This window comes from Bacillus sp. UNC69MF (genome assembly GCF_000746035.1).
In the GTDB taxonomy this organism is placed as follows: domain Bacteria; phylum Bacillota; class Bacilli; order Bacillales; family Bacillaceae; genus Bacillus; species Bacillus velezensis.
In genome coordinates this window covers 433,143-446,089 of record NZ_KN050798.1, presented here as the reverse complement: position 1 = coordinate 446,089, position 12,947 = coordinate 433,143, and the positions used below count along the sequence as shown (strand labels likewise).

13 protein-coding genes are annotated in these 12,947 nt (G+C 45.1%); 5 read left to right on the top strand and 8 right to left on the bottom strand.

The features are described from left to right. Positions 1-221: 221 nt before the first annotated feature. A complete protein-coding gene (locus BR62_RS0114510; RefSeq protein WP_032871312.1) occupies positions 222-1,244 on the top strand; it encodes an acyltransferase family protein in 1,023 nt (340 codons plus the stop codon). A gap of 41 nt (positions 1,245-1,285) precedes the next feature. Here BR62_RS0114510 and BR62_RS19625 read toward each other — a convergent pair whose 3' ends face one another. From BR62_RS19625 to htpX, 4 genes are all read right to left on the bottom strand, one after another. Then, positions 1,286-1,456: a hypothetical protein gene (locus BR62_RS19625; protein ID WP_007610936.1), complete on the bottom strand. Its 171-nt coding sequence runs from the start codon at positions 1,454-1,456 to the stop codon at positions 1,286-1,288. A 1-nt stretch (position 1,457) separates the two neighbouring features. Then, positions 1,458-2,132: a DUF421 domain-containing protein gene (locus BR62_RS0114505; RefSeq protein ID WP_021493789.1), complete on the bottom strand. Its 675-nt coding sequence runs from the start codon at positions 2,130-2,132 to the stop codon at positions 1,458-1,460. 94 nt (positions 2,133-2,226) lie between these two features. Continuing rightward, positions 2,227-3,579 carry a TrkH family potassium uptake protein gene (locus tag BR62_RS0114500; RefSeq protein ID WP_032871309.1) on the bottom strand — a complete coding sequence of 451 codons (1,353 nt, stop codon included), beginning with the start codon at positions 3,577-3,579 and terminating at the stop codon, positions 2,227-2,229. A gap of 158 nt (positions 3,580-3,737) precedes the next feature. Further along, complete coding sequence (gene htpX, locus BR62_RS0114495) at positions 3,738-4,631, bottom strand: protease HtpX (RefSeq protein WP_020955720.1); 894 nt, start codon at positions 4,629-4,631, stop codon at positions 3,738-3,740. A gap of 148 nt (positions 4,632-4,779) precedes the next feature. Here htpX and BR62_RS0114490 point away from each other — a divergent pair, with 148 nt between their 5' ends. Together BR62_RS0114490 and BR62_RS0114485 are read left to right on the top strand one after the other, a co-directional pair. Further along, entirely contained in the window at positions 4,780-5,481 is a 702-nt protein-coding gene (locus BR62_RS0114490; protein ID WP_007407208.1) for a DUF1836 domain-containing protein, read from the top strand. A gap of 135 nt (positions 5,482-5,616) precedes the next feature. Further along, positions 5,617-5,811, top strand: coding sequence for an alpha/beta-type small acid-soluble spore protein (locus BR62_RS0114485; RefSeq protein ID WP_003154717.1), 195 nt, complete (start codon positions 5,617-5,619; stop codon positions 5,809-5,811). A gap of 6 nt (positions 5,812-5,817) precedes the next feature. On the opposite strand, the gene BR62_RS0114480 is transcribed toward BR62_RS0114485, so the two are convergent. From BR62_RS0114480 to BR62_RS0114465, 4 genes are all read right to left on the bottom strand, one after another. After that, the gene (locus BR62_RS0114480) at positions 5,818-6,987 is read right to left on the bottom strand and encodes an anti-sigma factor domain-containing protein (RefSeq protein WP_014417566.1); all 1,170 of its coding nucleotides are present in this window, start codon (positions 6,985-6,987) and stop codon (positions 5,818-5,820) included. Continuing rightward, positions 6,984-7,739: an RNA polymerase sigma factor SigI gene (gene sigI / locus BR62_RS0114475; protein ID WP_003154719.1), complete on the bottom strand. Its 756-nt coding sequence runs from the start codon at positions 7,737-7,739 to the stop codon at positions 6,984-6,986. Before sigI ends, BR62_RS0114480 begins: the two co-directional genes overlap by 4 nt. 274 nt (positions 7,740-8,013) lie before the next feature. Further along, positions 8,014-8,796: a TerC family protein gene (locus BR62_RS0114470; protein ID WP_015239726.1), complete on the bottom strand. Its 783-nt coding sequence runs from the start codon at positions 8,794-8,796 to the stop codon at positions 8,014-8,016. Positions 8,797-9,041: 245 nt separating this feature from the next. Then, entirely contained in the window at positions 9,042-9,677 is a 636-nt protein-coding gene (locus BR62_RS0114465; RefSeq protein ID WP_369878818.1) for a DedA family protein, read from the bottom strand. Between the two features lie 545 nt (positions 9,678-10,222). Between BR62_RS0114465 and ku the strand changes: the two genes are divergently transcribed. Continuing rightward, entirely contained in the window at positions 10,223-11,104 is an 882-nt protein-coding gene (gene ku / locus BR62_RS0114455) for a non-homologous end joining protein Ku (RefSeq protein ID WP_032871307.1), read from the top strand. 2 nt (positions 11,105-11,106) lie between these two features. After that, positions 11,107-12,942, top strand: coding sequence for a DNA ligase D (locus tag BR62_RS0114450; RefSeq protein WP_015239723.1), 1,836 nt, complete (start codon positions 11,107-11,109; stop codon positions 12,940-12,942). Positions 12,943-12,947 lie beyond the last annotated feature (5 nt).

Here is a 12,947-nt window from a genome sequence, read left to right as displayed (position 1 = left end):
ATATTTCTACAAAATACCTCATCTTCCTTCATTCGCCCTATACATTTCAGAAAATTTCAATGATATGACAAGTTAAAGTCTTTTTCTACGATCCTTACCTCCCCATTACATCATCCTAACAATCCCTTTTGTCCTCCTTCAATTTTTTGTTTTTTATTTTAAAATGAACACCAACAGGAAATAATCATGCAGTGGATGATTTTTGAAGAGAAGGTGATGCTATGACAAAATCGCGAGACAGTTACTTTGACAACGCCAAGTTTATCTTGATTTTTCTGGTGGTGTTCGGCCATATCCTCCGGTCATTTATTAACGGAAATGAGTTTATGCTCCATCTCTACAAATTCATTTATACTTTTCATATGCCGGCCTTTATCCTGGTTTCCGGCTATTTCGCAAAAAACTTTAAGCGGAAAGGTTATGTGAAGAAGCTGGCTGTGAAGCTGATTATTCCGTACCTGATTTTTCAGGGCATTTACTCAGTTTTTTACTATTTGATTCAGGATGAAAGCATGGCAAGCGTCAATCCGATTGATCCGCAGTGGTCTCTCTGGTTTTTAGTCAGCTTATTCTTTTGGAATCTGCTGCTTTACCCCTTTACGAAGCTGCCGAAAATGTGGGCGCTTGGGGCGAGCTGCGGGCTTGCCGTCATGATCGGGTATCTTGATTTTATCAGCAGCACGCTGAGTCTTTCACGGACGTTTGTTTTTCTTCCGATGTTTCTCGTCGGGTTTTATTTAAAGAAACAGCACTTTGATTTGCTTCGGGCTAAAAGAGGCAGGCAGATTGCCGCGGGCGTACTGGGGATTGTTTTCCTCTTATGCTGGTGTATTGATTTTGATTACTCGTGGCTGTTCGGATCGGAGCCTTATTCTACATTCGGCACAGTGTCGCTGTTGAGCGGTCTGTCGCGCATCGGCTGGTATGTTTTGGCCTTTGCCGCCACTTTCAGCTTTTTGGCGCTCGTTCCGCAAAAGCGTTATTTCTTTACGAAATGGGGTACGAGAACGTTTTACGTGTATCTGCTGCATGGATTCATTATAAAAACGCTGCGGCAGATCGGGCTTGAAGATCACTTGTCTGATTATCAGAATTTAGTCATGCTCTTAATTTTAACGGCCGCTCTTACGTCCATTCTCTCCAGCAATGCGGTGAAAACGGCCGCACAGCCGTTTATTGAGCTGCGGATCACCGGCTGGCTTGAAGCGGTGAAAGGAACAAGAAACAGTGCTTATTCGAAATAATGCAAAATACCTCTTAAGCGTTATCGCCTAAGAGGTATTTTTTATTGTTTGCCGTCTTCTTTTTTCTTTGGCTTCGTCTGTTCAAGCGTTTCAATCCATTTTCCGGCGTTATAATCACCGAGCTCGCTTGCAAACTCTTCTTCAAGCAATTTAGGGTCCATCGGCTTTTTATGGTTTTGCATGTCTTTGCTGTGGCGGTTTTTTTTCGTCATGTTACTCGCCTCCTTGTTTGCCGTGTTTTGATTTGCGGTTTGCGCCTCTCAGTCCGGGATCACCGTCATATTGTGTTTTGTATGCATCTTTGTCCATGCTCTCAGTCGGTGTGTTGTTGTTGGTCAAAGCTTCATTCTTTGCTGCTTTGCGTTTCATTTGATTTCCTCCTTCTGTCAGCAAATCTGTTTTGAATTCATCAAGCATTTTTTTCAAGTCGCGCACTGTCACGTTTTTGGCCTCATCAATGAGTTCATAGCCGATCTGTCCGTTCGGCTCAAGCAGCACATATTTAAAATCTTGAATGTCTCCGAGGCCTTCCTGCCTGATCCTCATTGACAGCTGAGCTTCGGTAAAACGCATTTTTTTTAGGTTTTCCGGGATGATTTTTCCGTTTCTGACAACGGCGACGGTTTTTCCTGAAAATAAAAACTCAAAAAAGCTTGATTTGATTTCTAAATATTCCATCAGGATTAATACCGCAATAAAAATCGCCGCCGCGAAAATGGTTTCCCATAAATTATGTTCAATAAACGGCTGAATAATAATCGAGCCGATCGAAATCATGATGACTGTCTGGGTCACCGACAGCTGGCTGATTGATTTCCGTCCGGCAATCCGCAATAAAAAGGTACCGACCGCTATCATAACTACCGACTTCCAAAATACGGCAAACAATGACGTCACCTCTTTACAAGTAGAATCTCCAAAGAAACTGTTTCCACTCATCCATTTTACGGCAATAAAAAACACCGCTTTCTGAAAAGCGGTGTCAGCCGATAATCATTCTTTCCTTCGGATAGTGATAATTTGCTTCGATTTCTTTTCGGCCGATCAAATAAAGGAACGTCAAAATGCCGATCCGGCCGATAAACATGACAATCATGATGACGCATTTTCCGATGTCGCTTAAATGCGGAGTAATCCCAAGCGACAGGCCGGTCGTTCCGAATGCGGAACACACTTCAAAAAGCAGTCCGAGCAGCGTCTGATTTGTCTCGGTCACGGCCAGAATCAGCGTCGATCCGAACACGAGCAGAATCGCCATCATCGTAACGACCAGCGACTTCATGACATCAGCCTGGTGAAGCTCGCGTTTAAAGACCTTGACCGCTTTATTCCCCCGGGCAAAATGAAACAGGGCAAGAAGGTTAAGCGCAAACGTCGTCGTACGGATTCCGCCGCCGACCGAGCTCGGTGATGCGCCGATGAACATGAGGGCGCAGATGAAAAATAATGTCGGCGCCGACAGCTGGCTGATATCAATTGTCGCAAGCCCGCCGCTTCGCGTAGCGGTTGATTGAAAGAGACATAAAAATAAAACATCATGCCAGCTTTTCCCCTTCATGACATGGCTTGCTTCAAGCGCGTAAATGCCCACGGCTCCGAACAAAACGAGCATTCCGAACGTAACGGTCGTAATTTTCGTAAACAGCGTGAATGAGTATCTGCGCTGTTTTGAAAACAAAAAGTCTTTTACTTCTACGAGCACCGGAAAACCGATCGCACCGAAAATAATCAGAAGCATCGTAATAAACTGCACGAAATAGTCATGCCTGAACGGGACGAGTGAATTTCCCGTAATATCAAAACCGCCGTTTGTCGTGGCGCTGACGCTCGCAAAGAATCCGTGCAAGTACGCCTGTTCAAACGAATCATAATACGTTAAAAAATATGTTCCTAAGATGATGCCGCCTAAAAACTCGATTAATAAAATCAAAAACAGCACTTGCTTCATCAGGTTGACGATACCGGAAAACTGCGATTGATTCTGATCCACCATGATGAGCTTCCGTTCCCGCAGACCGATCCGTTTGCCCATAATGAGCCAGACGAATGTTCCGAGCGTCATGATGCCGATTCCGCCGAATTGAAGCACGAAAGCCAAAATGACAATCCCGGCCGTGCTGAATGTATCAGCCGTGTTGACGACCGTTAAACCGGTGACACTGACTGAGCTGACAGCCGTAAACAGCGCGTCTATAAACGACCAGCTGGCCCCTTGTTTGTGGGCGGCCGGCAGACTTAGCAAAATAAATGCCACCGTCACAGCAAGAAAATAATATAATGCAATCAGCTGTGCAGGCGACAAGATCTGTATGAATTTCTTCAGTTTTAATTTCATAAGATAGTTCCTTCTGCCTCTCAAATGTAGTACGTAATTATTCTAATGATATTGGGAGAATTTTTAAAGGTCTTTTTAGAAAGATTTTTCATTACCTTATGTAATTTGCCGATCTTTAAACAAAAAACCTCTGAAACGATTGTCAGAGGTTTTGTTGATTATTTTGCTTCCAGCCTGCGGATGCGCTCATCGAGATCAGGGTGTGTGGAGAACAGTGACGAATGCTTTTTACCGTTAATTTTTAACGTCTGCACCGCCGTCTGGTCCTCTTCATTCACATGTCCTGTATAAGACTTCAGCGTACGCAGGGCGTGAATCATTTTATCCTTGCCGGCAAGGTCTGCACCGCCGCGATCAGCGTGAAACTCTCTGTGGCGCGAGTAGGCGAAGACGACAAGACTGCCGAGAATGGAAAAGATAATCTGAAACACGATCATCGCGATAAAATGAACGACCGGCGCAAGGTCTTCTTTGACAAAGCGGCTTGCAACCCATGCCGCGATTCGGGAAAGGAATACGACGAACGTATTGACGATTCCCTGCAGCAGCGTCATCGTGACCATATCACCGTTTGTGATATGTGCGACTTCATGGGCAAGAACCCCTTCCACCGCAGCATCATCCATCTGCTGCAATAAACCTGAAGAAACCGCGACAAGCGAACGGCGCTTAGAAGGTCCGGTCGCAAAAGCATTGACCTCCGGGGAATGATAAATGCCGACTTCAGGCATTTTCGTCATCCCTGCGGCACGGGACAATCTGTGCACGCGGTCAACCAATTGCTGTTCTTCATAGTTGAGCGACTGTTTCTTCGGATTTAACACCCGGACGCCCATCATCGTTTTGGCCATCCATCTGGACATTCCGAGTGAAATAAAAGAACCGACAAAACCGACGACAAGACTGAACACGAGCAATGCCATCAGATCAATGCGGCCATTTTGTATATACGAGCCGACACCGGTAACGCTTGTAATAATCGTAAGCACAATTCCGATTGTCGTAATGACCAAAAGGTTCGTTAAAATAAACAGAAATATTCTTTTCGCCATAATTACCTCCGTCTTTTTTAAGATCAAAAGAACTTATTTACTTAAATTATAAATGATCTGTTTGAAAATGCAACAATTTCGACGTATGATGTTAATGTAATTCTCAGTGATATTAAAAAGTGAACACGTAATCAATCAGAGGTGAACCATGAACACGTTTAAACTGACCCGAACTGATATGGTCCGGCTTCTTTACGCGCTAAAAGGCCAAGGAGACGCAACCCCTCTCCAAATCTTATTGCAATCAGCGGATATGACCTTGGATGAAGCGGAAAGCCGTCTGCATATCCCTGAATTTCTGACGAGATTCGAACGAAAAAAAGAGAAAAAGGAGTACGGGCTTTCAACTAACGAGATTGTCGAGCTGGGAAATCTGTGCGAGCTGACGTCTTTAAAATCAACCGCCGTCCAAAACTGGGTGAAGCGCGATATTAAAGATTTAATCGGCCACCCCTTACTCGGCAAAAAATATACAATTGAACAAGCTGTCATCCTTCTCATTGTACGTGATTTAAAATCAATTTATGACTTCGAACATATACGCGGCATATTAAAAATCGCTTTTAACACGATCACAGACAGATCAGACGACGTCATCAGCCCGATCAGCTACTATGAAAGCTGCGCCCAAGTGATTGATTATCTTCATCATAAGGCAAACCCGCCGATGAAGGAAACGAGCCTGCAGGAGCTCGTCGAAGAGCAGACGGACAAGCTCAAAGGCTGCTTTAAAGAACTCGGAAGCGGACAATGGAACAATATCAGATCCATAATCGCCGTCACGGTGCTCTCCGTTTTGACTTTCCATATTCAAGCCTCAGCCTACAAAATGACCAGCCATTTATTATAATTCATAACGCTTCTTCGCCCCGGTGTCTGCGCCGGGGTTTTTTTGCTGTACAACAATTGCCAGCATAATCAATACCGTTCCGTTTGAAACTAAAACGCGAAAACACATCTTGCCAGAGAAAAGGAGATGAAAAAGATGGCGAGCAGAAATAAACTCTTAGTTCCAGGGGCTGAGCAGGCACTTGACCAATTTAAATACGAAGTGGCTCAAGAATTCGGCGTGAACCTTAGCTCTGATACAGCAGCACGCGCAAACGGCTCTGTAGGCGGGGAAATGACAAAACGTCTTGTACAGCAGGCTCAATCACAATTAAACGGGAAAAATCAATAATGCAGCTTATTCGCCGGGACTTCTCGGCGAATTTTGATATTTATCGGCATTCTCCTTTCCGTGCCGGTAGCCGTTCGGATTCCTTCGGTCTGACGAATCTTCATGATGCCGATAGGATTCCCAATGTTCATTGCGATCATGATTCCAGTAATGATTGTAATACTTTTGCTTAGGCTCTTTGTCATTTCCGTTTTCCTGAGGATTTTGTGTTGGGGGCTGCTCTGTTTCCCCATCTTGTTCCTTCTGTGTGTTTTCCTCTGATCCGGAAGCTGCATTTTTTTCGGTTTGCTGATTGCCGTCCTGACTGTCCGGCTTCGCTTCTTCCGTACCGGGCGTTGTTTCATTGTTTCCCGGCTTCTCTGCTGCCTTTTCTTCATCAGGAGCTGTCTTTTCATCAGCCGCCGGCTTGTCTGTGTCCGGCTGCTCGCTTTGATCAGCGTCTGTTTCGGTATCTTTTTGATCTGTTTCATTGCCGTCGGTTTGCTTTTCAGGCTGTTTTTCTTCTGTTTTCTTTTCGTTTCTTCTTATGTAGCTGCCTGTTGACATCCCTTCCTGTTTTGCTTTTTCTCTTGTTTCCATATCAGATTCAAGCGATTGGACCTGGTAGGTGCCCTTATATTTTTCAGTCATGTCAGCCAGCTGTTTTTTAACGCCTTTTTTATATGTATTGTCATCTGTATTTTCATAAACCGTGGAAATTAAAATCTCTTTTGATTCCTTTACATATCCATGCTTGCTGCAATCGGTAATAATATTACTGATGACTTCCTTAAAATCGCTGCTTTTCCAATCTCCGATGTCACTGATGACCTGTTTGGCGTCATGGTTCAGCGGTGTCAGTTCAATGACTTCATATTTGCTGTTTAAAGCCATTTCAATGCTGGGATTAATGTCAAGCGTCATATACGCGTAAGCTTTGTTATCAGAAAAAACCGGGAGCAAAATTAAAATAAACAAAATAATAGCAGTCATCGTAAACACTCCCAATTTAAAAGGGCGCAGTTTCAGAAAATCAAAAAAGCTGGCCCTTCTTCCCATACGCGTTTCGCCTTCGAACGTAATTTCCTCTCCGATTTCACAAGTGCGGTGATCATTTTTTGTTTTTAAAAATTGTCCGTCAGGGGTTAGCAACGTGACGAATTTTTTATTTTTCTCTACTATGATCCCTCTTCTCATGAGTGCAACACCCCTTTAAGATAATCTTTTAAATAAATATAATCACCGGTAATAATAATACTCATGGCGATGATATATTTTCGGTTCCGTTCGATCGTTTTTCTGCTGACCGACACGAGCTGCTCCAGCTGCTTGACAGGAAGCTGTTTTTTCTGGTGCAAAATGGACGCCAGCTCTTCATTTTCAACAAGCGTGTAGGCTACCTTAATCGCATTCTGCCTCGCATCTGTATGCTTCGGCGATTGTTCCAGCAGCTCTTTAAAAGACAGGCCGTATTCTTTCAGCTGCTTCTGAAAAAAAAGAATTTCTTCCCGGCGCTGTTCCTGTTCTATCTGTTTGCGGTATTCATCAATGGAAAGCTCCGCTTCGATAAGGCTCTGCGAAGATTCCTGGTCGTCGCCTTCCTGCACATCCATATTGATATGCTGAGCGGTTCTTGCTTCTTTTCTGATATAATCTATCACTTTTCTTTTTATAATCAGCTCTGCAAATGCAAGCAGCGAATTACCTTTTTCAGCCGAATATTTTTCAATGGCTTCGTTAAACGCGATCAGCCCGATGCTGAATTCGTCGTCTTTTTCATCTATATATCGTTTACAAACGGATGAAACCGTCTTCGCGATAAAAGGCTTATATTGCTGTATTAAATCGTTCTGCAGATCTTTGTCGCCTTTTTGTATTTTTTCAACAGATGTTTCAAGCGTTTGCTTCTTTTTTCCCAATTTAAACAAAAGGCTAAGCACTGGTTTCACCTCAGTTCCTCCCTATAACTACTCATAATCATAGCTAATTTAGTAGGGATTCGCAAAGGAAGAAAAAGAGAAATCGATTTCATTTGTCTCAATTATGACAAGCCAATAAGACGTACTATACATGATTTCGTGCCCCCATGCAGAATTAAGGGGGTTTTCTCTGTGTTTTTTGTAACAATGCTGTTATAAAATTGTTATCATATGTCTTAAATGTAAGCGTTTCAAAAAAAAGGGAACCTGCTTTTTAAAAAGCCAGACTCCCTTTTTGATCATTTTACGCGTGTTCTCTTTTTTCCGATTCCGCGCCAGACTCTATTTGTTTTGCTCCTGACATAAACCATCCGCAAACCGCAATGGCAGCCAGAACCGCCCAGAAAATGATTTTCCAGGCCGCCGAATGGATGACATCTGCCGGAATTATACCGAGTTCCTCATGGGCCAATGTATAAAGAGCGAGCTTCACGCCTACCCATCCGACAATCACAAATGCCGCCGTTTCAAGGCCCGGCCTGGTTTTTAGTAAGGATACGAACATTGATGCAGCAAAACGCATAATGATTAAACCGATTACGCCGCCGGCTAAAATAACGAGAAACTGACCGCCGTCCAAGCCGCCAATGGCAGGAAGCTGAGTTCCCGGGAGCGTTACGGCAAGCGCGACCGCCGCTAAAATGGAATCAACGGCAAAAGCGATGTCCGCGAGCTCCACTTTCAAGACTGTCTGCCAAAACCCGCTTTCTTTCTGCATTTTCTGACCGGCGTTATCTTTAAATACATACCGCTTCAGCAAATGGCTGACCGCAATGTAAAACAGATATAAAGCGCCGACGGCCTGGACCTGCCAAACATTCACCAGAAAAGAAATGGCGAACAGCGACCCGAAACGCAAAATAAATGCGCCCGCCAATCCGTAAAATAAAGCCTTCTTCCTTTGTTTTTCAGGAAGATGCTTCACCATCACAGCCATCACCAGCGCGTTATCCGCCGCCAAAATCCCTTCCAGCCCGATTAAAACGAGAAGAACCCATCCATACTCCAATAATAATGCAAAGTCCAATCCATTCCCTCCGTTTCTTTTTTCTATCATCCGAGCTTATACCGGCGGTTTTTTACGCAAAAAAGACCTTTGCCGATATAAGGCAAAGGTCTTGCTAGACATGAATGATTGGCATGCCAACAAAGCCGATGGATATGATCCATGAATTGACGACTTTGTTTCCGGAATATCCGGACGCTACTCCCCTTTGGGATTTCAAGAAATATTTGTTTATACGCTCATGATAAAGCCTGTTTCATCATTTGTCAACGCTTAACTTTTTTAACAAATTGAGAAATTTTTTCTGTTTTGGCCCGCTGTTTTCTTCTCTTTAAAAACATCCAAAGAATGAGAAGCAACACAATGAATATACCGAGCGGCAGCATATATTGATCGAGAATGGAACCGACGCTTTTCCAATTTTCCCCGAGTTTCATTCCGAGGTATACGTAAGCAAATGTAATCGGCAGCATCGCTGCATATGTATATAGAGAGAACACCCAGACATTCATCTTCGCAATGCCGCACGGTAAAGAAATCAGCGTCCTGACCCCCGGTATAAAACGGCCGCTGAACGCGACCAAACCTCCGTGCTTCTGAAAGAAATCATCTGATTTCTGCAGGGATTCGGGTTTTATCCATATATACTTTCCATATTTCAGCAAAAACGGCCGACCGCCCAGCCTGCCGATTCCATATAAGACAAGCGGACCTGAAACACCGCCGAGCGAACCGGCAAACACGGTCCCGGCAAGCGTCATATCCCCTTTTGAGACCCAATAGCCCGCAAGCGGAAGAACAATTTCCGCCGGGATGAATTCTATACTGAGCGCCAAAAAAATTCCGGCGTAAGATAAGCTTTTAAACGCTTCAATTATTGATATGATGAAATCTTCGATGATCTATCACTCCCGGCTTACGTCTATATTCCGAAACTTAAGAATGATTTTAACACAAAACCTTGAGTCTGAAATATCTTTTAGACATGCCCGTTATAAATGTGAGTCGTTTCAGATCGGTATAGCGGGAGGGAATGACATGCGCAATACAACGTCCCGCCTGTCTCCTGATTGCTTGTCTGGCGGCGGTTATATCACTTAAGTTCTCCGGAAAAATTACCCTTCGCGGTAAGCGGCGGCTGACCGCGGATTCAGTTCATATGGGAGCGGGAAATTTTCTCAGTCACTACATGGGAATGCGGGGCATTTCCCGGGGAATGATTTTGTATAATCTTTTTGATTACCACTGATGGTTTTCAGAGACTTCAGCGCTTTAAAGAACTTACCGATTCACTGATTGCAAATAAAGAATTCATTTCCTTTTCAGCCGACCATTTCCGCCTGAGGAAATGGAACAGCCGCTCCATGAAGCGCCGCATCACCCATAAGTTGCTACACATGGAACGGACCCGTTTATCCACAATAAAGACAAAAAGGAGTTTTTATTCATGCACACGATGTGGAAGGGTTCGATCAGTTTCGGCCTCGTCAATATCCCGGTCAAGCTCTTCGCGGCCACTGAAGATAAAGATATAAAATTCCGCAGTCTTCATAAAGAAGACCATGCGCCGATTAAATACGAAAAAATCTGCACCGGATGTGAAAAAAGTCTGAAGCCTGATGAAATCGTGAAAGGCTATGAGTATGTAAAAGGGAAATACGTCATTATGACAGACGAAGACTTGAAAGACGTAAAACAGGAACATGAAGAAAAAGCGGTTGAGATTGTTGACTTTGTCCAGCTGCAGGAAATTGATCCGATTTATTTTAACCGGTCGTATTATGTCGGGCCGGGAGATAACGGCACAAAAGCCTATACACTTCTGCGGGAAGCGCTGAGGACGACGGGTAAAATCGGGATTGCCTCCATTACGATCCGCTCTAAACAGCAGCTTGCGATTCTTCGCGTGTATGACAACTGCATCGTGATGGAATCCATTCATTATCCGGATGAAGTCAGAAATGCCGGACATGTGCCGGGCGTTCCCGAGCAGACAGCCGTTAATGAAAAAGAGCTGCAGACGGCGATTACGTTAATTAATGAGCTGACAACCGAGTTTGACCCGGAACAATACGAAGATACGTACCGGAAAGCCCTTCTCGCTAAAATTAACGATAAGCTCGAACATGAAGAAGCGGGCGTGACACCGGCTGCTGCCGGCCCGCGCGAAGATGTCATCGATCTTGTCAGCGCGCTTCAGGCAAGCATTGACCGGACGAAGCGGCCGGATCGAGAACAGACTGCACCGGCGCGGACAAAAGACGCCGCGTCAGCAGGCGGCGGAGGCAAAAAGCAGAAGACGACCAGACAAAAAGCCGGAACGTCTTAATCATGGTGCTGACGATGCAGCCGATTTTGACCTCTGTACCGCCTGAAGGCAGTGAGTGGCGCTATGAGGTAAAGTATGACGGATTCCGCTGTCTTCTCCGCATAGACGAAAGCGGCGTTACATTAACCAGCAGAAACGGACAGACGCTGACGAATCAATTTCCGGAAATCACGGTTTTTGCGGCTCGGTGTTTTCAGCACATGAAAGACAGGTTCCCCATTACGCTTGACGGAGAGCTTGTCTATTTAATCAATCCGTACAGAGCGGACTTTGAGCATCTTCAAATCCGCGGACGTTTAAAACGGACGGAAGCAATTGAAAGCACCGCTGATAGACGGCCGTGCCGCTTTCTGGCATTTGATCTCCTCGTTCTGGAAGGCGCCGGCACCGTCTCATTACCGTATGTGAAACGGAAACGCGCCCTTTCCAAACTGCTTAAAGAAGCAAATCTTCCCGCCTGCCCTCATCACTTAGCGGAAGAAGCGATTCAATACATTCCGGAACACACTGACTTTGATGCGCTTTGGGACAAGGTCGTCCGCCATGACGGAGAAGGTATCGTAGCAAAAAGGGCTTCCAGCGGCTGGGCGGAAAATAAACGGTCTCCCGACTGGCAAAAGTATAAACATATGAAAACGGCACATGTGCTATTAACCGGGTTTAATCCGAAGAACGGGTATGTAACGGCCTCTGTTTTAAAAGACGGCACCGCCGTCCCGATCGCTTCCGTTTCCCACGGCATGCGGGCGGAAGAAAAAAACGCCGTCAGAACCATTATGGAGACCCACGGAAAAAAACAAAAAAGCGGCGAGTATACACTTGAGCCTTCTATCTGCATGACCGTGCAGTATTTAACCATATTGCAGGACACGCTGCGTGAAGTATCTTTTGTGTCTTTTCAGTTTGAAATGGATTGGACGGAATGCACGTATCAGCAGCTTATCCTCCGCTCTAAAACGCTGCCGCCGAAGCTGCAGTTCACAAGCCTGGATAAGATTGTTTTTAAAAAACGTGAAAAAACGAAAGCAGATTTCCTTAGTTATATGGTAAAAATGAGCGATTTTCTGATGCCCTTTCTTAAAGATCGGGCCGTCACGGTGATCCGTTATCCGCACGGCGCGCCTGGCGAATCTTTTTTTCAAAAAAACAAACCGGACTACACGCCGGACTTTGTCTCAAGCGTGTTTGACGGGAGCCATGAGCACATCGTATGCAGCAGCATACCGTCACTTTTATGGCTGGCTAATCAGCTGGCGCTTGAATTTCACGTTCCGTTTCAGACAGTGCATTCTGAAAGGCCCGCAGAGATTGTCATTGATCTTGATCCTCCGTCAAGGAATGATTTTCCTATGGCAGTGGAGGCTGCGCATGTGCTGAAACAGCTGTTTGACTCATTCAGCATTACGTCATTCCCGAAGCTCTCCGGAAATAAAGGCATTCAGCTCTACATCCCGCTTTCACCGGAAGCATTCACCTATGAAGAAACCCGTGCGTTCACAATGCTCATCGCCGATTATTGCGTCAGGACGCGGCCGGATCTTTTTACGACAGAGCGGTTTATCAAAAACCGAAACGGCAGGCTCTACCTAGATTACTTGCAGCATGCCGAAGGGAAAACCATTATCGCCCCCTATTCGACCCGGGGCAACGAATTGGGAACGGTTGCGGCTCCCCTTTATTGGAGCGAAGTCAACTCCTCTTTAACACCTGATGATTATACGATCGATACAGTAGTGAACCGCGTCAGGACAGAGGGAGATCCGTTTTATGATTTTTACCGGAATCCGCAGGACGGCCCGCTTTCAATCGTGCTTGAGCAAATCAAGAGAAAGAGCTGACGCTT

Coding starts and splice junctions, on each gene's coding strand:
- BR62_RS0114490 (WP_007407208.1), top strand. CDS start 4,780: ATGAACACGTTTAAACTGACCCGAACTGATATGGTCCGGCTTCTTTAC.
- BR62_RS0114510 (WP_032871312.1), top strand. CDS start 222: ATGACAAAATCGCGAGACAGTTACTTTGACAACGCCAAGTTTATCTTG.
- BR62_RS0114485 (WP_003154717.1), top strand. CDS start 5,617: ATGGCGAGCAGAAATAAACTCTTAGTTCCAGGGGCTGAGCAGGCACTT.
- BR62_RS19625 (WP_007610936.1), bottom strand. CDS start 1,456: ATGACGAAAAAAAACCGCCACAGCAAAGACATGCAAAACCATAAAAAG.
- BR62_RS0114480 (WP_014417566.1), bottom strand. CDS start 6,987: ATGAGAAGAGGGATCATAGTAGAGAAAAATAAAAAATTCGTCACGTTG.
- BR62_RS0114500 (WP_032871309.1), bottom strand. CDS start 3,579: ATGAAATTAAAACTGAAGAAATTCATACAGATCTTGTCGCCTGCACAG.
- htpX (WP_020955720.1), bottom strand. CDS start 4,631: ATGGCGAAAAGAATATTTCTGTTTATTTTAACGAACCTTTTGGTCATT.
- BR62_RS0114450 (WP_015239723.1), top strand. CDS start 11,107: ATGGTGCTGACGATGCAGCCGATTTTGACCTCTGTACCGCCTGAAGGC.
- ku (WP_032871307.1), top strand. CDS start 10,223: ATGCACACGATGTGGAAGGGTTCGATCAGTTTCGGCCTCGTCAATATC.